Source organism: Streptococcus pseudopneumoniae (assembly GCF_001074565.1).
GTDB classification, from domain to species: domain Bacteria; phylum Bacillota; class Bacilli; order Lactobacillales; family Streptococcaceae; genus Streptococcus; species Streptococcus pseudopneumoniae_J.
On the sequence record NZ_JUQX01000034.1, the window covers coordinates 58,480 to 82,744 of the forward strand.

At 40.1% G+C, this 24,265-nt stretch carries 19 protein-coding genes, 1 tRNA gene and 1 riboswitch; of the genes, 5 read left to right on the forward strand and 15 right to left on the reverse strand.

What is annotated here, in order from left to right:
• The first annotated feature begins 17 nt into the window (after positions 1-17).
• Positions 18-1,391, forward strand: coding sequence for a tRNA uridine-5-carboxymethylaminomethyl(34) synthesis GTPase MnmE (gene mnmE / locus ADI74_RS05440; RefSeq protein ID WP_049537583.1), 1,374 nt, complete (start codon positions 18-20; stop codon positions 1,389-1,391).
• A gap of 44 nt (positions 1,392-1,435) precedes the next feature.
• Here the strand turns inward: mnmE and dapA are convergent, their stop codons facing one another.
• From dapA to ADI74_RS05460, 4 genes are all read right to left on the reverse strand, one after another.
• Positions 1,436-2,371: a 4-hydroxy-tetrahydrodipicolinate synthase gene (gene dapA, locus ADI74_RS05445; RefSeq protein ID WP_049537585.1), complete on the reverse strand. Its 936-nt coding sequence runs from the start codon at positions 2,369-2,371 to the stop codon at positions 1,436-1,438.
• A 51-nt stretch (positions 2,372-2,422) separates the two neighbouring features.
• Complete coding sequence (locus tag ADI74_RS05450; RefSeq protein ID WP_049537587.1) at positions 2,423-3,499, reverse strand: aspartate-semialdehyde dehydrogenase; 1,077 nt, start codon at positions 3,497-3,499, stop codon at positions 2,423-2,425.
• Between the two features lie 339 nt (positions 3,500-3,838).
• Positions 3,839-3,911, reverse strand: a tRNA-Thr gene (locus ADI74_RS05455).
• Positions 3,912-4,016: 105 nt separating this feature from the next.
• Entirely contained in the window at positions 4,017-4,526 is a 510-nt protein-coding gene (locus tag ADI74_RS05460) for a QueT transporter family protein (protein ID WP_049537589.1), read from the reverse strand.
• A riboswitch (PreQ1 riboswitch) is annotated at positions 4,524-4,620 on the reverse strand. Its footprint overlaps the gene before it by 3 nt.
• Before the next feature lie 28 nt (positions 4,621-4,648).
• Here ADI74_RS05460 and ADI74_RS05465 point away from each other — a divergent pair.
• Both ADI74_RS05465 and mscL read left to right on the forward strand, forming a co-directional pair.
• Entirely contained in the window at positions 4,649-5,086 is a 438-nt protein-coding gene (locus tag ADI74_RS05465) for a GtrA family protein (protein ID WP_049537654.1), read from the forward strand.
• Positions 5,087-5,165: 79 nt separating this feature from the next.
• Positions 5,166-5,546 (forward strand): large conductance mechanosensitive channel protein MscL, encoded by a 381-nt coding sequence (gene mscL, locus ADI74_RS05470; RefSeq protein WP_000910210.1) that lies wholly within the window; start codon positions 5,166-5,168, stop codon positions 5,544-5,546.
• 41 nt (positions 5,547-5,587) lie between these two features.
• Here the strand turns inward: mscL and hemH are convergent, their stop codons facing one another.
• From hemH to pitA, 6 genes are all read right to left on the reverse strand, one after another.
• On the reverse strand, positions 5,588-6,682 hold the full coding sequence (gene hemH / locus ADI74_RS05475; RefSeq protein WP_049537591.1) for a ferrochelatase: 1,095 nt from the start codon (positions 6,680-6,682) through the stop codon (positions 5,588-5,590).
• A gap of 77 nt (positions 6,683-6,759) precedes the next feature.
• On the reverse strand, positions 6,760-7,626 hold the full coding sequence (gene srtB, locus ADI74_RS05480; RefSeq protein WP_414717541.1) for a class B sortase: 867 nt from the start codon (positions 7,624-7,626) through the stop codon (positions 6,760-6,762).
• A gap of 81 nt (positions 7,627-7,707) precedes the next feature.
• Positions 7,708-8,706: a class B sortase gene (srtB, locus tag ADI74_RS05485; RefSeq protein WP_049537592.1), complete on the reverse strand. Its 999-nt coding sequence runs from the start codon at positions 8,704-8,706 to the stop codon at positions 7,708-7,710.
• A gap of 16 nt (positions 8,707-8,722) precedes the next feature.
• Positions 8,723-9,928, reverse strand: a complete 1,206-nt coding sequence (locus tag ADI74_RS05490; protein WP_152906310.1) for a DUF7601 domain-containing protein — start codon at positions 9,926-9,928, stop codon at positions 8,723-8,725.
• Positions 9,929-10,020: 92 nt separating this feature from the next.
• Entirely contained in the window at positions 10,021-10,572 is a 552-nt protein-coding gene (gene sipA, locus ADI74_RS05495; protein ID WP_049537594.1) for a PI-2 pilus system signal peptidase SipA, read from the reverse strand.
• Positions 10,572-13,130: a PI-2 pilus tip adhesin PitA gene (gene pitA, locus ADI74_RS05500; protein ID WP_049537596.1), complete on the reverse strand. Its 2,559-nt coding sequence runs from the start codon at positions 13,128-13,130 to the stop codon at positions 10,572-10,574. Before pitA ends, sipA begins: the two co-directional genes overlap by 1 nt.
• 355 nt (positions 13,131-13,485) lie before the next feature.
• Here pitA and pepT point away from each other — a divergent pair, with 355 nt between their 5' ends.
• On the forward strand, positions 13,486-14,709 hold the full coding sequence (gene pepT, locus ADI74_RS05505) for a peptidase T (protein WP_049537598.1): 1,224 nt from the start codon (positions 13,486-13,488) through the stop codon (positions 14,707-14,709).
• Positions 14,710-14,745: 36 nt separating this feature from the next.
• Here pepT and ADI74_RS05510 read toward each other — a convergent pair whose 3' ends face one another.
• The 5 genes from ADI74_RS05510 to ADI74_RS05530 form a co-directional block, all read right to left on the reverse strand.
• Complete coding sequence (locus tag ADI74_RS05510) at positions 14,746-17,778, reverse strand: pneumococcal-type histidine triad protein (RefSeq protein WP_049537600.1); 3,033 nt, start codon at positions 17,776-17,778, stop codon at positions 14,746-14,748.
• Positions 17,779-17,785: 7 nt separating this feature from the next.
• Positions 17,786-18,703, reverse strand: a complete 918-nt coding sequence (locus ADI74_RS05515; protein WP_049537601.1) for a metal ABC transporter solute-binding protein, Zn/Mn family — start codon at positions 18,701-18,703, stop codon at positions 17,786-17,788.
• Between the two features lie 197 nt (positions 18,704-18,900).
• Positions 18,901-21,405, reverse strand: a complete 2,505-nt coding sequence (locus ADI74_RS05520; RefSeq protein WP_049537603.1) for a pneumococcal-type histidine triad protein — start codon at positions 21,403-21,405, stop codon at positions 18,901-18,903.
• A 246-nt stretch (positions 21,406-21,651) separates the two neighbouring features.
• A complete protein-coding gene (gene ptsP, locus ADI74_RS05525; protein WP_000138129.1) occupies positions 21,652-23,385 on the reverse strand; it encodes a phosphoenolpyruvate--protein phosphotransferase in 1,734 nt (577 codons plus the stop codon).
• 5 nt (positions 23,386-23,390) lie between these two features.
• Complete coding sequence (locus ADI74_RS05530) at positions 23,391-23,654, reverse strand: phosphocarrier protein HPr (protein ID WP_000146948.1); 264 nt, start codon at positions 23,652-23,654, stop codon at positions 23,391-23,393.
• Positions 23,655-24,016: 362 nt separating this feature from the next.
• Here ADI74_RS05530 and nrdH point away from each other — a divergent pair, with 362 nt between their 5' ends.
• Positions 24,017-24,235, forward strand: a complete 219-nt coding sequence (gene nrdH, locus ADI74_RS05535; RefSeq protein ID WP_000259240.1) for a glutaredoxin-like protein NrdH — start codon at positions 24,017-24,019, stop codon at positions 24,233-24,235.
• Positions 24,236-24,265: the final 30 nt, after the last annotated feature.

Below are 24,265 nucleotides of genomic sequence, written 5' to 3' on the forward strand. Positions count from 1 at the left end.
GTTTTAAAGGAAGAAATATGATTACACGTGAATTTGATACCATCGCTGCAATTTCGACACCGCTTGGAGAAGGTGCCATTGGTATTGTCCGCTTGAGTGGAACAGACAGTTTTGCCATTGCGCAGAAGATTTTTAAAGGTAAAGACTTGAGCAAGGTTGCTAGCCACACTCTTAACTACGGCCACATTATCGACCCTTTGACTGGTAAAGTGATGGATGAGGTTATGGTAGGAGCTATGAAATCACCAAAGACCTTCACTCGTGAGGATATTATCGAGATTAACACCCACGGTGGGATTGCCGTAACCAACGAAATCCTCCAACTAGCGATCCGTGAAGGAGCACGTATGGCAGAGCCTGGTGAATTTACCAAGCGTGCCTTCCTCAATGGTCGTGTGGATTTGACTCAGGCTGAGGCGGTGATGGACATCATCCGTGCCAAGACAGACAAGGCTATGAATATTGCAGTTAAGCAATTGGACGGCTCCCTTTCTGACCTCATTAATAATACCCGCCAAGAAATCCTCAATACACTTGCACAAGTCGAGGTCAATATTGATTATCCTGAGTATGACGATGTTGAGGAAGCCACTACTGCTGTAGTTCGCGAGAAGACTATGGAATTTGAGCAATTGCTAACCAATCTCCTTCGAACAGCCCGTCGCGGCAAAATCCTCCGTGAAGGAATTTCAACGGCTATCATCGGACGTCCAAATGTTGGGAAATCGAGCCTGCTCAACAACCTTCTGCGTGAAGACAAGGCTATCGTGACGGACATCGCTGGTACTACCCGTGATGTCATCGAAGAATACGTCAACATCAATGGTGTTCCTCTCAAATTGATTGATACAGCCGGTATCCGGGATACAGATGATATCGTGGAACAAATCGGTGTCGAACGTTCTAGAAAAGCCCTCAAGGAAGCTGACTTGGTACTACTAGTACTAAATGCCAGTGAACCACTGACCGCCCAAGATCGCCAACTCTTAGAAATCAGCCAAGATACCAACCGCATTATTCTACTTAATAAAACTGATCTTCCTGAAGCGATTGAAACTTCTGAACTACCAGAAGATATCATCCGTATTTCAGTTCTTAAAAATCAAAACATTGATAAGATCGAAGAACGTATTAACGACCTCTTTTTTGAAAATGCTGGTTTGGTTGAGCAAGATGCCACTTACTTGTCTAACGCTCGTCATATTTCCTTGATTGAAAAGGCCGTTGAAAGCTTACAAGCTGTTAATGAAGGGCTGGAACTGGGGATGCCAGTTGATTTGCTTCAAGTTGACTTGACTCGTACTTGGGAAATTCTCGGAGAAATCACGGGTGATGCTGCTCCAGATGAACTCATCACCCAACTCTTTAGCCAATTCTGTTTAGGAAAATAAGAAATCCATGATCGTTCTAGCGGTCATGGATTTTATTGTCTTTATTAGTAATCTGGTCTTAAGACTCCTGTTACGGTTGCCTTAGTCGCTTCGTAGTCACCATCTACAACAACCTTGATAATGCGTTTGGCATCTTCTTCTGGTGCTGGAACTAGAGGCAGACGAGTTGGTCCAGCTGCGAATCCCATGTAGTTCAGAACTGCCTTAACTGGAGCAGGACTTGGATAAGAGAAGAGGGCGTTGACCTTAGGAATGAATTTACGCTGAATAGCTGCGGCTTTTTTCATATCGCTTTCTGCAATAGCAGTGAACATCTCGTACATCTCATCTCCATTTGTATGAGAGGCAACAGAAATAACCCCATCCGCACCAAGATTCATGGCATGAAAAGCATCTCCGTCCTCACCTGTATAAATCAAAAATTCCTCTGGCTTATGCTCAATCAGGTAAGCCATATTTGCCAAGCTGGTACATTCTTTAACACCGATAATATTAGGATGGTCAGCCAAACGAAGCATGGTTTCAGGAGTTAATTCGACAACCACACGTCCTGGAATGTTATAAATGATAATCGGCAAATCTGAGGCATCAGCAATAGCCTTGAAGTGCTGATACATACCCTCTTGTGAAGGTTTGTTGTAGTATGGCACGATAGCAAGCCCAGCTGCAAAACCACCAAATTCTGCTACTTCTTTGACAAACTCGATAGAGTCACGTGTGTCATTGGTACCTACACCCGCAATCAAAGGAACGCGTCCCTTGACAACCTTTTGTACAGCAGCAAAGAGTTCCAACTCTTCATCGTGGGTCAAGGTTGGACTTTCAGCAGTCGTTCCAGCCAGCAAAATACCATCAGTATGGTGGGCCAATAAATGCTCAATCAAGGCTGGAATGGCATCAAAGTTGATGGAGCCATCTTCATGGAAAGGAGTGATGAAGGCAGTAATGATTTTACATTCTTTTAGATCTTGGTAAGACATGAGAAACACCTCTCTATTTCAAAGAAGGAGTTCATTCGAACTCCTAAACCATTATTTCAATTCAAATTTCAACTCAGCTACTGGACGGACCAAACCACGCTCATGAAGCGTTTCTGCGATCTGTACAGAGTTCCAAGCGGCACCTTTAAGGAGGTTATCAGAAACTACCCACATATGGATTCCTTTTTCAGCATCCAAGTCTTTACGGATACGTCCGACAAATGTATCACGTGAACCGACAGCATTGACTGCTTGAGGATAGATTTGGTGAGCCACATCGTCTTCAAGAACTGCACCTGGAAAGGCAGCAATCGCAGCTTTCACTTCTTCGATTGGGGCTACTTCTTTTGTTTCAATATAAACAGACTCAGAGTGAGCTGACAAGACAGGAATACGCACGCAAGTTGCTGAAACGGCAATGCTATCGTCTTCCATGATTTTCTTAGTTTCGTTTGTCATCTTCATCTCTTCATAAGTGTAGTCATTATCAGTGAAGACGTCAATTTGTGGAAGAGCATTAAAGGCGATTGGATAATGTTTCTTATCTCCACCTGAAGGCAAGATTTCCGCATGCAAATCACGTGGATTCACGCCATCATTTAAAACTTCACGTAATTCACGTTGAGTTTCAAGAATGGCTCCCATACCAGCGCCTGAAACTGCTTGATAAGTTGAAACGATGATACGGTCCAAGCCCCATTTTTGACGAACTGGCTCAAGAGCTACCATCATTTGAATGGTTGAACAGTTTGGACAAGAGATGATTCCGTTGTGAGCATCAAGAGCGTGGGCATTCACTTCAGGCACTACCAATGGTACATCAGGATTTTGACGGAAGTAAGAAGTGTTATCTACTACTACTGCCCCTGCTTTAACAGCATAAGGTGCGTATTTGGCAGAAGTTGATCCACCAGCTGAGAAGAGAGCGATATCAACCCCTTCAAAAGCATCTTCTGTTGTTTCTTCAATGGTCACATCTTGACCTTTGAATTGCAAGACCTTTCCTGCAGAACGTGCAGACGCAAGGTAGCGAATCTTATCGATTGGAAGAGTTGATTCTTCCAACATTTTGATCATTTGAGCACCAACGGCACCTGTAGCACCGACAACAGCAACTGTATATCCCATAACAAACCTCTTTTGGAATTTTCTAAAAATTTCTATAATAGATGTATTATACTACTTTTTCTAAAAATTGAAAAGTATTTTTGGGTTATATTTTCTGAAAATTAAAAATCCCTAGTCATTAACTAGGGACTAAGAGGCATCTTCATGTGATGAGCAGGTTCACACAACTCATCAAGGTCCGCTCCTGCGTTATGACCTCCTTATGCTCAATAGTAGTCCGAAGACTACCTATCGACTCATCGCAGGTTTTATTCTACTATGCTTTGCTGACTTTGTCAAGGCTAATGCGGGGGAAATATAAAAAACTCTCAAATATCAAGAGTTTTCCTGTCTATTTCATGCTAATTGCCGGGATTGAACCGGCGACCTCATCCTTACCATGGATGCGCTCTGCCAACTGAGCTAAATCAGCTTACCTAAAAAGTATACTATAGTTCTATGCTCTTGTCAAGCGCTCTCTTTTAATTTTCTGAAATGAAAAAAGCTAGATCTAGCAAGAATCTAGCTTATAAACTTCTTATCTTGTTAGATCGATTCGGCGTCCTAATTTCCCGATTAGGATTGCACCAACGATAAGGGATGCAAACTCTCCAATCCCTGTAGAAAACCAAGTAAAGAAGAATGGAGCTTCAGCAACGATATGAAGTTCAGCTGCAATGGTAATCATTGAAATAGAGAATAGGATTGAAAAGAAGAAATGATCTTTTCGAATCAAACCATTAAACAGATAGTCTTCCTTATACTTGCTAAAGAGCCAAACACCTAGACTAAGGAAAACTAGAGTAGATCCCCCGCCGACAAAGACATCAATTAGACCAAAACTAAAGAAATTAGCAATCATACAACCAATCGTCACACCGATGATATATTTGGGATTGTAAAAGGCCAAGAAATTCATCATCTCAGAAATACGGAACTGGTAGGCACCGTAGCTAATGGCATTAAGGGGTGGGGTGATGGTCAAAACCACATAGATAGCAGCAACGATAGCAATATCTGCCATGTCACGAACAGTTAATTTTTTCATGTTTTCTCCTTTGGCGGTTTCCCGCGTAAAATATGCTTGGTGAAAGAAGTTAAGCACCAAGGGTTGAGAATATCAACCTTACTAGTATAGCACAATATATGACATTATGCTATACTAAAAACATGAAAAGAATAATAAAGGCATTCTTCGATAACGAAATCCTCTCCTACCTATTTTTCGGTGCTGCTACTACTCTGGTTTCTATCTTATCGCGTTTGGTTATTTACCACATCAGCCACCAGGAAATCCTGGCAACCGTACTCGCAAATCTTATCGGGATTCTCTTTGCCTTTTTTACAAATGATACAATCGTCTTTAAACAAGAGAGAAGAAATTGGCCAACTCGCCTGGCTAAGTTTTTCTTAGCTCGTCTCTCAACACTTGGACTTGATGTTCTTTTAACTTATATCTTCGTTACAACCTTTCCTGATCTTATTGGTCAGTTTGTCGAATATAATATAGACAGGGTTAATACGGTTGAAACTATCCTAGCACAAATTTTGATTATTGTGCTTAATTATATTTTCAGTAAAATCTATATTTTTAAAAGGAGCAACTGATCTCCTTAAGCATCCAGGTTGCCTCTTGTCACAATTTAGGATATAATAAGTTAGAAAATTAGGAAAGGAATTTATGAAAATGTTAAAGGATCTAAAAGAATTCTTGCTTCGCGGTAATGTCGTTGACCTTGCTGTCGGTGTAATCATCGCCTCTGCTTTTGGTGCTATCGTGACTTCACTCGTTAACGATATCATCACTCCACTTATCTTGAACCCAGCTTTGAAAGCTGCGAACGTTGAACGTATTGCTGAACTTTCATGGAATGGTGTTGGTTACGGTAGCTTCTTGAGCGCTGTTATCAACTTCCTTGTTGTGGGTACAGTTCTCTTCTTCGTTATCAAAGGTATTGAAAAAGCTCAAAACCTTCGTAAGAAAGAGGAAGTGGTTGAGGAAGCACCTGCTGCTCCAACTGAACTTGAAGTTCTTCAAGAAATCAAAGCTCTTCTTGAGAAAAAATAAAACAGATAAAGGATCTAGCTTAAAGCTAAATCCTTTTTTCTTTACTCTTTTGGTAACTTCCCAGCCTTTTCTAGCATTTTCTTAATTAAGTACGGCATCTTCACATTTTCACGACCTTTTTTCTCAATGAGTTTTTTGACAAATTCTGGTATCTGAAGGTCGTCTGTCTCTTTCATGATGTCCTTGGTAGTTGCCGAAGGCGCTAACTCATCAAAGGTTTCTTCTTCTGGGAGAAAAGCTTTAAATTCTTTGTGTTCGTTGGCTCTTACAGTAGCAACTAAAGCAACAATTAAACGGCTATCCGTATTGGGCATCGGTGGACGATGGTAAGTGACACCTAATTCTTGACACAAATCATAACATTCCACATCATTATCGAACAAGACTTCGATGTGCTCACTGATAAAGCTAATCGGAACAAAAATATAATGTTCTGGATGTTGCTTTTGTTCTCGTAAATATTCTAAGACATCTGGCTTAATCCAAGGGATTCCAATATCACTTTCGCTCTGCCAAGTATTGGTATACTGGTCTGTCATTAGGCCGAGTTGTTCAGCAATGAGCCTGCTATTATCGAAAATCTGATCGATATAAGGATCTCCAAAGTCCAAGGCAAAAATTGGAACACTATGGGCTGAGAAAATCACCTTAAAGGACTCTTCTCTCACATCGTTCCGTAAAATTTTGCTAATCTCATCTGTCCAAAAGTCCAGCAAAGACTGTTGCTGATACCAATCCTTAATGACTAAAAATCGGATTTGCTGGCTTTCCAGAAACTTCTCATACCCCATGACTGAGTAAAAGGAATAATGAGGTTCTAAAATCAAACAAATACACTCTTCAACGCCATCAGCCTCCATCTGCTTGATCACATCAGGAATAAAGGGGCGAGAAAATTTGTTGGCAAAGTAGATGCCATACTCTTCTCCTAACCGCTCCTTGACTAGACTGACCTCCTCACGTGTAATCCGCTGTAAGGGCGTCCCACCTATAAGGACGTAGTTGTCATAGAGAGTCTGAATCTCGTGATCTTTGGGTCTAACTCCACGACGAATGTTTGTAAAGAATTCTGCTACTCCTTCAAAACTAATCTCCTCTGGAGATCCAAAGGTCATCATTAATATGGCTTTTTTCATGTTATCATCCTTATGTTATTATTTTCACTATCTATTCTATCATGAAAGAAAAAAATAGTAAACGCTTCCGACGTCTACTATTTCTTTTTGTCTTTAGTCTTTTTATCTCGTCTCATGATTAGGATGATGAGGATAAGAAGTAAGAGGACGATAAGCAGGAGTAGAAAGGCTAGGATGTAAATCCAATGGCTGGGAATTCCGTGATCGAAATACCGTGTTCCTACTGCTTCCCCACTCTTATCCTGTGCTACTTTTACCGGCGCATCCGTTATTTTAGCTAAGAGGATATGTCGTCCGTTAGTTATGTTAAGAAAACAGGTACTTAACAAAACAATCTTATCCGTTGATGTCAAGGAAACATCTCGCTTGTATTTGGCTTTACTTAGCAGATATTGATAGTAAGCCTGGTGTTCCTCATCGTTGGAACTCAGGGTTCGATAAATCTCCGTGTCATAAGCGTCTACTTCTAAAATCCCAAAAATCTCAAGCCCTCGTTCACGACCATTATAATAGATAGAGCCATAACGGTGATTTTCAAAAAACTCTTGGTTAGCAAACTTTTGTATCTCACCAAACATAGCACCAGAGGCCATGGAGTGACCGTATATGATAGTATTAAAGTCGGTAAAATTTGGATTAAAACGATAGTCTAGAAAAATAGAACCCGACACAGTATAATCACCAAAGGCATTTCGGTCAAGGTATTTAACATTGTCCTGACTCTGCAAGAGGGGATAGTCTACCTTGGTTCCATCAAGGCTAATCCAACCACAAACATCCTTATTCAAGTGCTGCAGGGTTTCAAAACCAGTACTGCTCGCATCTTTTTCAATGGGATTATAGTGATCGTAGTCGCTCGCAAGGACCCTATCACCGGTAAAAAGACAGAATATAGCTAAAAAGATAGATAGAATGACCTTTATGACTTTGCGACTCGTAGACATTTTAATATTCACTTCTTTCTCCTTTCTAGCCTTGAAAATAAAAGAGCAAGAGAGACTGTCCCTTTCTCTTTTATCAGTAGTTTAGTCAGTAATACTATCTGCCTCTTCTTTTGCTTCTCTTCTTCGTCGCAAGATCAAGTAGAGGATGATGAGCAAGAAGATCAATAGCAAGAGCAAGATAAATAAGATGATGTACCATATCCACAAAGGAATTGATGAGAGAAATCGTCCGAGCGACGAATCATCAAAGACACTGTAAGGGAATGGTTTTGATTTTTTCGTATGGAAGGTGTTCTTTGGAACCGTATCCGAAATCTTGGCAACTACGATATGTCTCCCATTTGTAACGTCTAGGAAACAGGTACTGAGGAGGATGATATGGTCATTTGGCCCCAGTGTAATGTCTCGTTTGTGGATGGCAACCGAGAGTAAGTGATCGATATATTCTTGGCGCCGCTCATCTCCATTAATACCTGGATCGTAGATGTTAAAGTCATAGGCGTCCACCTCGAGCATCTCAAAGATTTCAAGACCTTTTTCAACGCCATTATAGTAAATACTGCCGTAGCGATGCTGGTCGAAAAATTCCTTATCAGAAAACTTTGCTACATCTCCAAACATAACCCCATTTTCTACATGGTGTCCGTAGATGATGGTATTAAAGTCTTCGAACTTGGATTCATTTCGAGCCTCTAGAAAGATAGCTCCTGTAGCTGCAAATTCTCCCTTGGAATCTTTGTTCAGGTATTTTTCATTGTCCTTGGCTTGGACTAAGGGATAGTCAATATTGGTGCCATAGACATTGATCCAACCGAGTACTTCTGGGTTGACTTGCTGAAGCTTGTGAAAGCCAGAAAAACTAGCAAGCTCATCTTTCTCACTGGTACTCACTGGCCTATAGGCTTCATACTCACTAGACGAAGCCTGAGAATAGACCTGATTGGAATCCCAAAGAGCGTAGAAACCAAAGAGAAAGACTAAGGCTGCCAAGAGAAGCAAGATATGATTTATCAACGCATCTACAGCAAGTACCAGACGCCTAGACAGTCTCCTTTTTGGTTTCTCACGCTTGATTTTCATAGGTAAAACCAGTTGCTTAAGCTTGTCTGCGTTTTTTAGACAAAACAACAAATCCAGCCAAGCCAAGACCAATCATCAAGATGAAAGGAAGGTTGTCAATCAAGAGACCTGTAGGGGTAACGTCTTGGAATTTATTGGTAATAGTGTTGTCATTCAATTTTTCACCGACAAGAACATTTTCAACTTTATACTCTGTAGCTTGAACTCCTGCAACACCTGATTTTACAACCCCATTTTCTGTGTAAGATGCTGAAGCAGTATAACCAGGAGTGCCTGTTTCTACTAAGGTATAATGAGAACCTGCTGGTAAATTATCTATTGTAAAATCTTGCCCATGTTTCAATGTGAAATCTTTAGCGAATGTAACTTTATCTCCATTTACATTAACAGTTTCATTATGTTCACCATAGTGAACAGTAAGTTGTGTTACAGGCGTTGCTGCGCTAGCATTTGTTTTTGGTAAAGTTACAGTTAATTTAAATCTGAAGTCTTTTGTTTTATCTGCTGTAGCCCCATCTACTTTTTTCAAGATTGTTACAGATTTTTTATTCCTATCAGTCTTATCTTTTGTGGGATCATTTGGATCTTTAGGATCTTTGGGATCTATTTTACCACCATCTTTTGTATAAGTATTATCAAACAAATCGTACTTATATGTTCCTGTATTTGTTGAAGGTTCAACTTTTCCAGCTCCAACTTTATCAGTTTCTTTGAAATATACTGAAGAAATATAAGTGCCAGAAGTTTGTTTGTTTTTAACAATTACGTGCATATCATATGATTTAGTATCATATCGAACTGCATCAATATCTTGGTTGTTTTTATCTTTGATAGGAGTGTATGTATTCGGAGTTTCTTTTACCAAATACACATACTCTCCAGCATGATCATATGAAACACCATTAAAAATATCTCCAGTATCTTTTTTAATTTGTTCTGTAGTTTCATGATCATCTTTTGAGTATGTTACAGTTCTTTCAGAAATATATCCTTTGTTAGCTTCTGAAGTTGATGCTATTTCATAAGGAGCATTATTTGATGAGGTCCCTGTTTTAGGAGTAAAAGTAAATCTAAATGTCACGTTAGGTGTTGTAATACCTTGTGCGATATTTAAAGTTTTATTAATTGCTACTTTAGCATTTACCTCACCATTCGCCATTGCAGTTGCTGTAGTATCGTCTGCAAAAGTTGGCAGACCACTATAAACTGATACTGCTGTCATCGCTGCAATACTTGCAGTAAAAACTTTTTTTAAGACTGTTTTTTCATGATTATTCCTTTTGTTCTTTTATTTTCTTTTTTCATTTATTGTCATCAAAAGCCCCGTCGCCTTAGGACTGTTACCACCTTGCCATGGGTATCCTGTATAGGAATGGTTCCAAAAGCACGACTATCTACAGCCGTTGTTCGTTTGTCTCCGAGGACAAAGAGTTGTCCTGCTGGGACTTTCATGGGGAAGGTTGCCCCTTCCTTGTAGAGCAGCGTTTCTTTGTAAATATCCTGCTCTTGTTGAGGAGAACCGTTGATGATGAGACCATTTTCATTTATATCGATCGTACTTTCTTCGGTCGCAATGACACGCGCCACTCTTTCCTTGCCCTTATAACTATAGACGAGCAAATCACCAATCGAATAACGTTTATCCAGCCTATAGTAGACAACCAAGTCACCATCTTTTAAGGCTGGTTTCATGCCATCGTCATTGTATCTCAATAGTCCAAAGACGAGAAAGTAAAGTGTGGCTAGTACAAACCCAATCATCAGGAGTTTGCTGACTAAATAGAGAATATCTCCCCATACACTCGGCGGAGACTTATCCCGATTGACTTGTGTTACTGTTTTCTTATGTTTCTTTTTTAGTAGCATTATTTTCTCCTATTCACCACAAGGTGTCCAAGTAAAATTGTAAAGAAGATCAGTCCCAAAGGAAGTACCACTCCTAGCACCAGCCTACTAGTCAAAAGGTCAATCCCAGTCTCAGGTACACTATTTTTATTGTTAGTGACTGTTGCAGCCTTATCTGAATCAAGGGTTCCTTCTTTATTTTCATAGGAAACCTGATAACCTCGAGAAGAGCTAGCTTCTTCTTCAATGCTGAAATGGCTACCGAGTGGAAGTCCATCAATTTTGATTGTGTGGTCTTTCTTGAGATCAACAGACGATTTACCATTAGTAAATTGTAGAGTTGTTCTTTGATTATCTACTGTTGCGCTATAGGACCCATTCAATGGTCTATTTTGAGCATCCTTTAAGTTAATGGTGATTTGAAAGGATTTTAATAGATTGGCAAAGGCTCCCGTTACTTTCTTAGTGACTGATAAACTCGGAAGTTTGTGATTCGTTACAGTGCTGGTTTCATCTATATTCAAATCTCCTTCTTGATTCTCATATGTAACGTTGTAACCATTCGTTGATGCCGCTTCTTCTTCAACCTTGTAATGTGTTCCTCGAGGAAGATAACTTAGAACACCTTTCCAACGTTTCCGTTTACTGACACGAATCTCCGCTTCTCCATTCACAACATTTATCTCGCCGAAAGTTCCATTCAATGGTTTAGAATCAGGTGAGGTTAGTTTTACCTTAATCCTAAACTCTTTGTTCAAGTTATTTTCAGATTTCAACACTTTCTTGATGGTCAGACTTGGTAATTGCTTATAGATGACCTTAAAGGATGGTCTAGATTCTGTACCAACATTTTTAATTTCTTTAGTAAATGCGGGAACATCAGGTGCTATTAAATCGTATTGATATCCTTTAGCAACTTTTTCAAAGTTCCTCGTTTCATTAAAGATATTTGTTCTAACATTTACATTAGTCTTTCGATAGTCCTGATTGTCTGAACCCCCATTCTTGTTCTTTTGAACCAATTTGAGTTCAACATTACTTGGTTGCTTAGCTGTTATAACGGTTCTCACACCTGTCACACCCTGCCATTCGACTTCCACTGGAACCGTTAATGGATCCGAAGGCTTGAAGGTTGGTTTGTCAGAGTAAGCTTTGGTCTTGGTTAGAGAGGCCCCTATTCCATAAGAATAAGTGACACTGGCACCTTTATTGGAGTAGAGTTTATTGACATCAGATCCCTCAGCATCACCAGCCTCTAATTTTTTATCACCAGCGATGGTATCAAAGGCTTCCTGACTGGATGTAACAGTAAATTTGAGGGCGTACTTCACACTATCATCAAGAATGTAGTTAGGATTAAAATTTGCTGTTACTTCGACTAGACCATTTTCATTCTTCCTTGTTTCCAGCGTAACCTTATCTGATCCCAAGGTTTCCTGTTTATCGTTTTCGATTTTTACAACTCGAATATTTGAACTGTTATTGGGAAGAAGTTGAACATATTTGGACAAAACATCCTTGATAGTCACATGGTGGACCCCCAGAGGCAGAATCTTATCTGTGATATCTTTAAAACTGTCTCGTAACTGGTCTTCATTATTTGCGGATAGGATTTCATTAGGAATGGAAGAATTATAACTACCAATGTACTCTTTTAGTTTAGAAATACTATCTGTACTATTAGAATAACGGAATTTGATAGAATAAAATCCATCAATCTTGGGAGCAAGATAACCAGAAACTGTTTCAGTAAACGTGTTTAGATTGGTTTGATACCACGATGGAGCTATTTCTGTGACACCATCATTATTGCTCCAATTGTAGATTGTATAGCCTCTAGTATCGTAGTACATGTTCGCAAAACCATCTGACAAAAGAATAACAACCTTTTTTGCACTTGATCTGGCTGACTGAAGTAATTCTGTTGCTGACTGAAGTCCTGCTCCAATATTTGTACCTGTACCTATTCCTCCTTCGTAACCAATCGAATCACCACTATTATCAACAGACATTCTAGAAACCATTCTTTTAGCTCCTTGAACATCATTGCTCCAGTTTAATACTGTCTTAGCATCATCATGAGAGGAAATACCAGAAAAGTACCCCGCCCAAGCTGGCCATTGATAATAACCATTGTAACGTTGGTTGTCTATTTTCCCAGCAAATCCAACAATTGATAGACGGTTGTTAGAGTTTGAAAGGATTGTATCTATCAAACCACGACGACCGTTTTCGCCTTGGAGTGTATTTTTCAGAGCTTGAAGCCGACTAATCAAAGCCCCATTAGAGGAGTTGACATCCCGTAAAGCCATACTTCCAGATAAGTCCGCTACAAATACGACATCTAAAGGATCTGACTGTATCTCAGCACCAAGTGCAGACGTGATATCCAATGACAACTCATACTTGTCATCCTGTCCTGATATCGGAGTAATTGTTTTATGAAGACTTGTCTGGGGTTCTATGGTAGAATCTGCATTTAACAGACTTATAGGAGCACACAAAAAGAGAATAGCTAACAGTGTAACTAAACGGCGTACAATAATTTGAACTTTCTTAAACTCGAAGTGAATGTTCATTTTATTCTCCTTAAACAAGATACTTTGAATCTGTTGTTATATCAATCTAGACATTCGCAAGTTTATTGTACAATAAACTTCACGCAGTCTCAACTAATATGATTAATTTTATATTATGTTAATAAATAAAAAAGTATGATTCTTCTTTGTCTTTCAAACTATTCTATGGTAAAATGAAAAAAGAATAAAAAAATCTCATAAAATACAAATGTATATATTTTATTCTAAAAAATCCAATTATATCTATGAAAATCTTTTGAATTTGAATTATTATATTTTTTCAAAAGTCATGAAATTTCATAATCGGTTTTTCTTGAATAGTATGCTTTATTTTATGAGAAATAAAGGAGTTTTTATGAATTACCCGAACCTTTTAGAACGTTTTTTGACCTATGTTAAGGTCAATACGCGATCTGACGAACACTCTACTACTACTCCAAGTACGCAAAGTCAGGTAGATTTTGCGACCAACATTCTTATTCCTGAAATGAAACGTGTTGGTTTGCAAAATGTCTACTACTTACCAAATGGTTTTGCTATCGGAACACTGCCTGCCAATGATCCAAAGCTCACTCGCAAAATTGGCTTCATCTCCCACATGGATACTGCTGATTTTAATGCTGAAGGTGTGAAACCTCAAGTTATCGAAAACTATAATGGTGGAGTCATCGACTTAGGTACTTCTGGTTTTAAACTCGATCCTGCTGACTTCAAGAGTCTTGAAAAATATCATGGCCAAACGCTTATCACAACTGACGGCACGACCTTGCTGGGCGCTGATGACAAATCAGGTATCGCTGAGATTATGACCGCTATCGAGTACTTGACTGCTCATCCTGAAATCAAACACTGTGAGATTCGAGTTGGTTTTGGACCTGACGAAGAAATCGGTGTCGGTGCCAATAAATTTGACGCAGCTGATTTTGATGTGGACTTTGCTTACACTGTTGATGGAGGACCACTAGGGGAACTTCAGTACGAGACTTTCTCTGCAGCTGCTGCTGAACTTCATTTCCAAGGGCGCAATGTTCATCCTGGTACTGCCAAAGGACAGATGGTCAATGCCCTTCAGCTGGCGATTGATTTTCATAATCAACTTCCTGAGAATGACCGACCAGAGCTTACAGATGGTTACCAAGGTTTCTATCATCTCATGGATGTGTCAGGTAATGTAGAGGAAGCGCGTGCAAGCTATATCATTCGCGACTTTGAAAAAGATGCCTTTGAAGCTCGTAAGGAAGCCATGCAGGACATTGCTGACAAGATGAATCAAGAGCTTGGAAATAATCGAGTGACCTTAAACTTGACTGACCAGTACTACAACATGAAAGAAGTCATTGAGAAAGACATGACGCCCGTTACCATTGCCAAAGCCGTTATGGAAGATCTGGGAATCACACCAATCATTGAACCGATTCGCGGTGGCACAGATGGTTCTAAGATTTCCTTTATGGGTATCCCAACTCCAAATATCTTTGCTGGTGGTGAAAACATGCATGGACGTTTTGAATACGTCAGCCTTCAGACCATGGAGCGTGCAGTGGATACTATCATTGGCATTGTAGCTTATAAAGACTAAAAAAGACGAGGTAGCTCAGCTACTTCGCCTTTCTTTTTATTCCTTTGGTTGAACACTTGGCTCAGTCGCAGTTTGCGCTTGCTTTTCTGACGCTTGAGAAGTAGCTGTTTCGCTGTCTTTCTCAGACTTAGATTGGCTAGCAGTTTCACTTACTTTTGAACGGAGTTCTTGGTTCAAGCTTATGATCTCTTTAGCTAGAGCGAGGAGACCTTCTTTATCACTGCTTTTGGCTGAAAGTTGATCAAATAGGGCATCAACACGTTCAAAGTCAGCATCGGATCCTTTATTATCCTCTAAGTACTTGTGAAGAGAAAGCAAGACATTATAGAGTTTTTGGTAGATGATCACGGTTTGTGGATCCTGTTCTGCTTGTTTTTCCTCTCGTTGGATAGTTGCTGCAATACGATTCAAAAGATTCTCAAGCTGTGTTTTAGCTTCGTCAAGGTCTGCATTTCCCTTTTCTGCGGCTGCTTTGATATTAGCTGCTTCTTCAGCTAGTGATTGTTTGACCCCGTCTTCTTTGACACGCGCTAGGAGTTGGTCAGCTTTTGTTAGGAGAGTTTCCACTTCTTCCTTCTTAACATGGCTAACCCACTCTTCTGGCATAAAATCACCATAGAGTTCTTTTAGGAATTCATAGATGGCGATCTTAGCAGTTTGGCTATCCACTTTTTCTGTATCCAGAATGGTTTTGCCAGCTTTTGTTAAAACGGGTTCTTCTCTGAGAGCTTCTTCAACTTCTAGCTTAGTTTGGTAAATAGTTGGGAATAACTTGTTCAAGTCGGTCGCTTTGAGGAAAGATTGTGACTGGTAAAGTTCCCATGTCAATTTGGCAACACGGTTCCGAAGTTCTTCTCTAAGACGGCCATCAGATACATGTTCGTAGAAGTACTTGATGTACTCTACTGTTGTAACTCCTGTACGATCGCGGAAATCTTGCAAGGCTTGCAGTTTCGCTTCAATCGCATCCAACTCTGTCTCATCTTGTGCTAGTTTTGCTTCCTGCAAATGTACCAAAAGATCTTTCTTAGACAAGCCATAAGTGTCCGTATCCAGTGTATTGATCTTATCTACAAGGGCTTGGTACTTCTTATCTAAAGGTGAAGTTTCAACCGGTGCCACACTTTGATCCACATGGATATATTGCTTATCAAAGAGATCCAAGGCCGCTAGGTAACCAGCGGTTGAGTTGGTCGCCAGTTTTTTCATGTTTTCAGTAAATTGCCCCAAAGCAAGTTCAACCCGTCTCTGCATGATAGGTTGGTCTTTGTAGAGATTTCTGCTATCTGCTAACAGTTGATCAACTTTAGAAAGAACACTCTGCTCGTCAAATGCACCAGGCTGGTAGCTTGATTGTAAAGTAGGAATTTTGTTCTTTAAGGCTACTTCATAGCCCTTTGTCTGAACCTTAATGTAGTGATTGTGATCACCATGAGGAATGACAAAACTACCATTTTCAACCTGCAAACTATAAGGAGATACATTGTCACGTAAAGCAGTTGTAAAAAGTTCATTCAAGAAATCAAGTTCAGGATCACCTGTCTGCAGTGGAATACGAACACGCTCCTTACGAACGGCATAGGGATGGATATGGGTTGGATCATAGGCTTGATCCGGATTTCCAAAGACAAAGAATCCATTTGAAATGCGAATCGCTTCGAGCGGAACCCCGTAGGTCTGTGAGATATACTTGATTTTTTCTTCATCGCTCGCATCTCTCGAGAAACTTTCCACAGTCTTGGCAAGTGGTTGAACAGGCTCAGACTGATGATTTTCTTTCAAGTGGTTTTGGGCAGCTTTGATTTGAGCTGCAGTCAAGTCCTTCTTAAAGAAATAATGAGCGTGATCTCCGTGAGAAACTACAAAACCTTGCTCATCCTCACTGATAACGCGTTCAGCTGCAAAGTCATGATCATGTTCTTCGTCATGATGATGGTCATGATCTTCATGGTTTGTATCCTGACTTCCATGGTCACCGTCTTGGTCATGATGATGGTCTTGCTGCCCAGGATGTTCTACGGGTTTGCTTGGTTTTTCCAAAGGTGCTGGTTGCCCACTGTCGCTAGCAAGAGGAATCATACGCGCAATCTTTTCTTCCAAAGCAGAAAGCTTTGTATACGGAATGAAATGATAGTGATTTCCATGAGGAATCGCTACGCCACTTGGTGTTCTACTTGAAATCTTAGCAGGGTCAAAAATCAAGCCATCTGATTCAGCATAACGTTGATTACTTGGAAGAGCATAGAGTTGCTGCAATAGACTCTGTAAGCTCTCGTCTGAATTGTTTGGTTTTTCAGTTTGTTGACCAGGATTAGTGGTTTGACTGGTTCCATTTTGGCTTGGACGATAGTCAGTCTCACTCGGTTGTTTTCTAGTTCCAGATAGGTAGGCTTGAGCAGCTGCTAATTCGCTAGCTGACAAGGAACTCTTTGGAATGTAGTGGTAATGTCCACCGTGAGGAACGATATAAGCATCACCAGTATCCTCTATAATATCAGATGGATTAAAGATGTATCCATCATCGGTAGTATAGCGTCCTTGTGATCGTGCAAGGGTCACTGCACTGTTAGAAGTTGGTGCATCGTGAGTATGACCTTGTTTTTGGCGTTCAATTTCGTCCTTCGTACGAACGTTATCAGCATGTGTCGCATCCTTAAGGTAAACATAATACTTACCATCCACCTTGATAATGTAGCCACCTTTGATTTCATTGACAATATCAGCGTCTTTGAGTTGATAGTTCGCATCTTTCATCAAAAGTTCTTCACTGAAAATCGCATCAAAAGGAACTTTTCCATTGTAATAATGGAAATGATCACCGTGTGAAGTCACATAACCTTGATCGGTAATTTTTACGACAATTTGTTCTGCCTGAATATCTTCTTTTTTGCTAACTTGATCTGGTGTCTGAGTCTCTGTTTTTTGAGAGTCTTGTTTCCCATCGACATAAGATACACGATTATTATCTTTGTTTTCTTCTACCTGATGTTGGTTCAATGCATAGATGCAAAGACTTATGGAAAGGACTAAAGCCGATCCCGCCGCAAGATACTTTTTATTAATTTTCATAATCTCCTCATTTTAATTCTTCTGCAAGAACATTCATATTTTCTTCTAAATTTTCTAAGTAAGTTTTGTCATTTTCGGGGTCTGCTTCCAAAGGATTCAGTGTTTTCAGACTAACTCCTGTTGATTTGACCAAGGTCTCAGCGACTTTAGAAGAAGCATTGCTCTCAGTAAAGATGGTTTTAACCTTATAGGTTTTGACAAATTCTTGGATTTCTGTCAACTGTCTCGGACTTGGTTCTTGTTCAGGGGAAATCCCTGCAATACCAAGTTGTTTCAATCCAAATCGTTTAGCCAGGTAAGAAAAGGCTGTGTGTTGCGTAACAAAAGTCTTTTGACTTGCTTTTTCAAAAATAGGTTGGTATTTCTTGCTTAATTCTTGAGCTTTAGCGATAAAGTCTTTGGCATTCTTTTGATAAGTTTCCTTATTGGCACTATCAAGCTCCGAAAGTTTATCCGCAATAATCTGCGCTTCTTCGCCTGCTTTTTCAGGATCTAACCAAGTATGCGGGTCGTAAAGTGTTTTTTCATCAATACCGTCACCGGCTTCTACATCTTCCAAGCCTGGTACACGCTCCAAGGTCATCCCTTCAGAGGCTTCTAAAACTTTAACTTTTGATTTTTTCAAATTTGGATCCAGACTTCCCGCCCAAGACTCCAGTGTATGCGAGTGGTAGACAAAGACATCCGCGTCATAAATAGCAGCAATGTCATTTGCTGAGGGTTCATATGAGTGAATTCCACTACTTGACTGAATCATCCGAACATCATTCAAGTCACCTGATACCTCTTTGACCATGGCATAGACTGGGTAAAAACTTGTGACAATCTTCATCCCTTTTGCTTCTTGTTTTTCTTTTTGACTACATGCTCCTAAGACAAGAGCCAACAAACTGGCCATCAATAATAGGATCGTTCTTTTTTTCATCTTTACTCCTTAACTAGTATTTAACCATTTAATTAACTAGTAAATAGTTTATCTTTATTTACATTATATGTCAAGTTATTTTGCACATTTCTATGAAAAAAAATGAGAACTAGAACTGACATTCTGCTCTCATTTTTCGATTTTAACTTTTCTAGATCTCCTATCCTGTTTTTAGGAGTTAGAAAATACTGCTAAGACTACTTACTCTCCCTTAACAAAGCTAATAATTTTTCAGCTTCTGCCATAATAGTATTGTTGTCTTGGGAGCCAAATAGCAAATTATTCTTTAATCCTGTGAGAGTTTCTTTGGCATTAGACTTGATAATGGGGTCTTGGATTTTTCCAAGTAAATCTTCAGCCTCTCTCAGTTTTTCTTCAACCTTTTCAGTTTCAACTTGAGGTTCTTCTGATTCCTCTGGCGATTCTTCTTCTGGCTCCTCAGTTGGTTTTGGAGACTCTGGTTTCTCACTCTGAGGTTTCTCTTCGCGTGGTTTTTCTTCCTCAGTTTTTTCTGTACGAGGTTTCTCTACTGATGGTTTTTCCGATTGATTGTTACCAGCTTGACCATTTTGGTTTCTTTGAACATGGTCACTTGCATTTCCCCAACCACTATCTGAATGCGGACGTTCGTTTGGATGTTCGACATAGTACTTCACAGTCGCAAAGAGATCCTCTAAAGTATACCCCTTAGGAGCCTCATAAAGACCTTCGTCAAACCACTCAAATTTGATGTTATGGTAATGGTCGTAATGAGGTATAATCAAGCTTCCGTTTTTGACTTCCACAGTATGTTGGAGATTGTAAGGCATACGATCAAGTGGCACCTTCTTAGCTGCTTTCACGCGGTTGTAGATAGCTTCTGCTCCCTTAGCTTCATTATTTCCTGAACCTTGGTGATCTGTCGAAGGAGGCGTTAAACCTTTCTCTTTAGCATAAGCCTGGGCTGCCGCTCTTTCAGCTTCAGATAAACTATCTTTCTTAATCCAATGACTATGGGTCATATGTGGAGTTACATAGGCATCCCCCTCATCACTTGTGATATCACGAGGATCAAAGATATAACCGTCTTCTGTTGTATACTTACCTGCCAACTTGGCTACTTGAATCTCATCATCAGTATAAGCAATTTGCGCATTTGGTTTTCCTAAACGTTCTGGATGACGAATCGGTGCTAGGAAGGTGAGAATATCATCCACTAACTTAACTTTATCACTTGAGACATCATTGAGACGTTCCAAGAGTTTATCCAAAGCCTCAAAATCAGCTTGGCGTCCTTTATTATCAAGTAAGTCTTGATGAACTCTTGCTAGTAAATCATAAGCCTTATTGTAAAATCCTCGATCACCAGATGGGAGGTTGGTTTTCTTAGCTCCGAGTTTATGAGACAAACTTTCTTGCTTGGCTAGTTTACTATCAATGGCTGTAGAAGTTTCAGCTGAAAGTTCCTTGGCTGGTATATAACGAGAAACTCCATTCTCCTCAAACACATAACCATCGCCTACTTTTCGAACCGCTTGATTGACCAATTTTTCATCAATTGGATTACTTGGAGCTGGTTGCGGACTCGGACTAGGTTCTGGAGTCGGTTGTGGACTTGGTTCTTCCGGTCTTGAATCTGGCACCCAATGGTTAGAACGATAGCGAAGCGGGATGATTCGAGCGATTCGTTCTTCCAATTCAGACATTTGTTCATAAGGGATAAAGTGGTAATGGTTACCATGAGGAACAGCTACACCTCTAGCTGTGCGACTTGTGATTTGCGCTGGGTCGAAAACAAGGCCATCAGATTCCACATGTCGTTGGCTCAAAGGCAGTTTGTAGAGCTGTTTCAAAAGACTATCAATGTCATCACTTTGACTTGCTTGACTGTTAGTATTGCTGTTGTTACTTGTGTTAGTATTTGTAGTTCCTGGATTGCTTACAGAAGGTACCCAGTTTGTTCTTGGAGTGTTATCGCTATTTTGTCGGCGATAGGTTCTTGAACTTGACAGATTGCCCCGACCAGATAGGAAGGCTTCTGCGGCAGCCAATTCGCTGGCTGATAACTCACTCTTAGGAATGTAATGGTAATGGTTGCCATGAGGAACGATATAAGCATCACCAGTATCTTCAATGATATCGGATGCATTAAAGATATATCCATCATCCGTGGTATAGCGTCCCTGTGAACGTGCCAAGGCTACCGCACCATCGTTTGCTGAAGTTCCTCCTTCACGATGCTGACTATGCTCTTGTTTTTGCCGATTGATTTCTTCTTTCGTACGGACATTATCCGCATGGGATGCGTCCTTAAGGTAAACATAGTATTTTCCATCTACCTTGATAACATAACCACCCTTGATTTCACTGATAATATCCTCGTCCTTGAGCTGGTAGTTTGGATCCTTCATCAGCAACTCTTCACTGATGATAGCGTCATAAGGGACTTTGCCATTATAGTAATGATAGTGGTCGCCATGCGAAGTGACATAGCCCTGGTCTGTTATCTTGATGACGATTTGCTCCGCATTGATGCCTTCTTTCTTGCTAACCTCATCAGGAGTCAGATTCTCCGTTTTTTGTGCCGCCTGTTTTCCATCTATATAGGAAACACGATTATTTTCTTTGACTGTTCTAGCTTGATACAGTCCCAACTCGTAAGAACAGACACTTAAAATTAAAGCTGCCGCAGAACCAGCAAGGTATTTTTTATTAATTTTCATTGAAACTCACTTTCTTTTTTGATATTTCTATTTGCAATTCATTTCTAAATTGCAGAAACTCCTCTCTATTAATTAACTGGTTAATAGTTTACTCCTAAATTTGCAACTTGTCAAGAATTTTATGAACCAGTTAAGTATTTTTTTATTCTTCACCGCTACTTTCTCTAGAATGGACTTTATATAAAAAAGATTTTCTTGAAAATTCTTTAAAAAAGCCCCTGCAACTGAGTTGCAAGGACTTTTCGATTAATCAAAATTAACGTATTCTTTTTGAAGTTCAAGGACTTCTTCCATTGTTGAGCATTCTGTAAGGGCACGGTTTGCGTACTCTTCCATCTTAGCTGTATCCAATTTCTTCATCAAGCTACGCGTACGAAGTACAGATGTTGCTGACATAGAGAACTCATCCAAGCCCATTCCGACAAGAAGTGGAACAGCTTGTTGATCACCAGCCATCTCACCACACATTCCAGCCCATTTCCCTTCAGCGTGAGCTGCTTTGATCACATTGTTGATCAAGCGTAGGATTGATGGGTTGTATGGTTGGTAAAGGTATGAAACTTGTTCGTTCATACGGTCTGCTGCCATTGTGTATTGGATCAAGTCGTTTGTACCAATTGAGAAGAAGTCAACTTCTTTAGCAAATTGATCTGCAAGCATGGCTGCTGCTGGGATTTCGATCATGATACCAACTTGGATATTATCCGCAACTGCAACACCTTCAGCAAGAAGGTTTGCTTTTTCTTCGTCAAAGACTGCTTTCGCTGCACGGAATTCTTTCAAGAGCGCAACCATTGGGAACATGATACGCAATTGACCGTGAACAGACGCACGAAGAAGGGCACGGATTTGTGTGCGGAACATAGCATCTCCAGTCTCAGAGATAGAGATACGAAGGGCACGGAATCCAAGGAATGGGTTCATTTCGTGAGGCATATCGAAGTAAGGAAGTTCCTTATCTCCACCGATATCCATTGTACGAACGACAACAGGTTTACCGTTCATTCCTTCAAGTACAGCCTTGTAAGCTTCGTATTGCTCGTCTTCTGTTGGGAAGTCTTGAGAATCCATGTACAAGAACTCTGTACGGTAAAGACCAACAGCTTCAGCACCGTTGTCATTGACACCTTCAACGTCTTTTGGAGTACCGATGTTGGCAGCCAATTCAAAGTGTTTGCCATCAGCAGTTACTGTTTTAGCATCTTTCAAGAGAGCCCATTCAGCTTTTTGTTTCGCATAAGCTTCACCAGCAGCCTTGAATTCAGCCGCTTGCTCATCAGTTGGATTGATAATAACCTCACCTGTGATACCGTTAACGGCAAGAATATCACCGTCTTTAACGATTTCAGTGATGTTGTTTGTTCCCAATACTGCTGCAATTTCAAGTGTACGCGCCATGATAGCAGAGTGGCTTGTACGTCCACCAATGTTGGTTACAAAAGCTTTTACAAAGTTTTTGTCCAATTGAGCTGTATCTGAAGGAGTCAAGTCATGCGCAATCACAATCACTTCTTCATTGATAGAAGCTGGGTTTGGCAATTTTTTACCAAGGAGGTTGGCCAATACACGTTTTGTCACGTCGCGGATATCCGCAGCGCGTTCTTGCATGTATGGGTTGTCTTCCATGCCTTCAAAGATAGTGATAAACATGTCTGTTACTTCTTTCAGACCTGCTTCTGCATTCACTTTCTTCGCACGGATTGTTTCCTTGATTTGGCTGATCATTTCTGGGTCAGCAAGAACCATTAAGTGAGCGTCAAAAACTTGAGCTGCTTCTTCACCGAGCGTACCTACTGCTTTCTCGCGAATAACAGAAAGCTCGTCTTGTGATGCCTGTAGAGCGGCATCAAGGCGAGCTTCTTCTGCGTTTGTATCTTCGACTGTAATAGTCTCAAATGACAAATCCGGTTGAACGAGTAGATATGCTTTTGCAACTGCAACACCGTCAGATGCTGCGATTCCTTTAAGCATTTCTGTCATTTTCCTTATGCCAATCCTTCTTTTTCCATAGTTTCAGTGATAGCAGCGATTGCGTCGTCAGCATCTGCACCTTCAGCTGAAATTGTAACGTCAGCACCTTGGCCAACACCAAGACTCATAACACCCATGATAGATTTAAGGTTTACTGATTTACCTTTGTATTCAAGAGTGATATCTGAAGCAAATTTGCTAGCTGTTTGAACCAACAATGTTGCTGGACGTGCGTGAATACCTGTTTCTGCCACTACGTGGAAATCTTTAGAAGCCATAGTTTGACTCTCCTTTAGTTATTTCTTTTTTGGATTATATGTGATAACCCTTACAAGACTGTATTATATCACCTTCTAGATAATTTTTCAAGTATTTTATGGACTTTCTTCTATTTCCTTTCTGATAACTTGCTGAAAATCTTCTATTTATCTTACCAATATACAGTATATAGTTTTTTTGTTTTGATAAACTTTGATAGTTCAATGAAAAACCAATTTTACACTCTGACAAAACACTATATCTTGTGCTTTGTTTTTGAAACTGTAACTTTTTAGCACAAGATTTAGTTTAAAAAGTTTGACAAAGTTTTTTTTTCTGATATACTAAGAAAGTAATCTATTTTGAAAGAGGAGTTACGAAAATGGTAACCGTTTATTCTAAAAACAACTGTGTCCAATGTAAGATGACCAAGCGTTTCTTGGACAGCAACAATGTCGCTTATCGTGAGATCAATCTCGACGAGCAACCAGAGTACATCGATCAAGTTAAAGAGCTCGGTTTCAGCGCTGCTCCTGTTATCCAAACACCAACTGAAGTCTTTTCAGGCTTCCAACCAGGAAAACTGAAACAATTAGCATAATCTTAGTACATCATCCAGAAGAGATTGCTT

Coding starts and splice junctions, on each gene's coding strand:
- mnmE (WP_049537583.1), top strand. CDS start 18: ATGATTACACGTGAATTTGATACCATCGCTGCAATTTCGACACCGCTT.
- dapA (WP_049537585.1), bottom strand. CDS start 2,371: ATGTCTTACCAAGATCTAAAAGAATGTAAAATCATTACTGCCTTCATC.
- ADI74_RS05450 (WP_049537587.1), bottom strand. CDS start 3,499: ATGGGATATACAGTTGCTGTTGTCGGTGCTACAGGTGCCGTTGGTGCT.
- ADI74_RS05460 (WP_049537589.1), bottom strand. CDS start 4,526: ATGAAAAAATTAACTGTTCGTGACATGGCAGATATTGCTATCGTTGCT.
- ADI74_RS05465 (WP_049537654.1), top strand. CDS start 4,649: ATGAAAAGAATAATAAAGGCATTCTTCGATAACGAAATCCTCTCCTAC.
- mscL (WP_000910210.1), top strand. CDS start 5,166: ATGTTAAAGGATCTAAAAGAATTCTTGCTTCGCGGTAATGTCGTTGAC.
- hemH (WP_049537591.1), bottom strand. CDS start 6,682: ATGAAAAAAGCCATATTAATGATGACCTTTGGATCTCCAGAGGAGATT.
- srtB (WP_414717541.1), bottom strand. CDS start 7,626: ATGTCTACGAGTCGCAAAGTCATAAAGGTCATTCTATCTATCTTTTTA.
- srtB (WP_049537592.1), bottom strand. CDS start 8,706: ATGAAAATCAAGCGTGAGAAACCAAAAAGGAGACTGTCTAGGCGTCTG.
- ADI74_RS05490 (WP_152906310.1), bottom strand. CDS start 9,928: ATGACAGCAGTATCAGTTTATAGTGGTCTGCCAACTTTTGCAGACGAT.
- sipA (WP_049537594.1), bottom strand. CDS start 10,572: ATGCTACTAAAAAAGAAACATAAGAAAACAGTAACACAAGTCAATCGG.
- pitA (WP_049537596.1), bottom strand. CDS start 13,130: ATGAACATTCACTTCGAGTTTAAGAAAGTTCAAATTATTGTACGCCGT.
- pepT (WP_049537598.1), top strand. CDS start 13,486: ATGAATTACCCGAACCTTTTAGAACGTTTTTTGACCTATGTTAAGGTC.
- ADI74_RS05510 (WP_049537600.1), bottom strand. CDS start 17,778: ATGAAAATTAATAAAAAGTATCTTGCGGCGGGATCGGCTTTAGTCCTT.
- ADI74_RS05515 (WP_049537601.1), bottom strand. CDS start 18,703: ATGAAAAAAAGAACGATCCTATTATTGATGGCCAGTTTGTTGGCTCTT.
- ADI74_RS05520 (WP_049537603.1), bottom strand. CDS start 21,405: ATGAAAATTAATAAAAAATACCTTGCTGGTTCTGCGGCAGCTTTAATT.
- ptsP (WP_000138129.1), bottom strand. CDS start 23,385: ATGACAGAAATGCTTAAAGGAATCGCAGCATCTGACGGTGTTGCAGTT.
- ADI74_RS05530 (WP_000146948.1), bottom strand. CDS start 23,654: ATGGCTTCTAAAGATTTCCACGTAGTGGCAGAAACAGGTATTCACGCA.
- nrdH (WP_000259240.1), top strand. CDS start 24,017: ATGGTAACCGTTTATTCTAAAAACAACTGTGTCCAATGTAAGATGACC.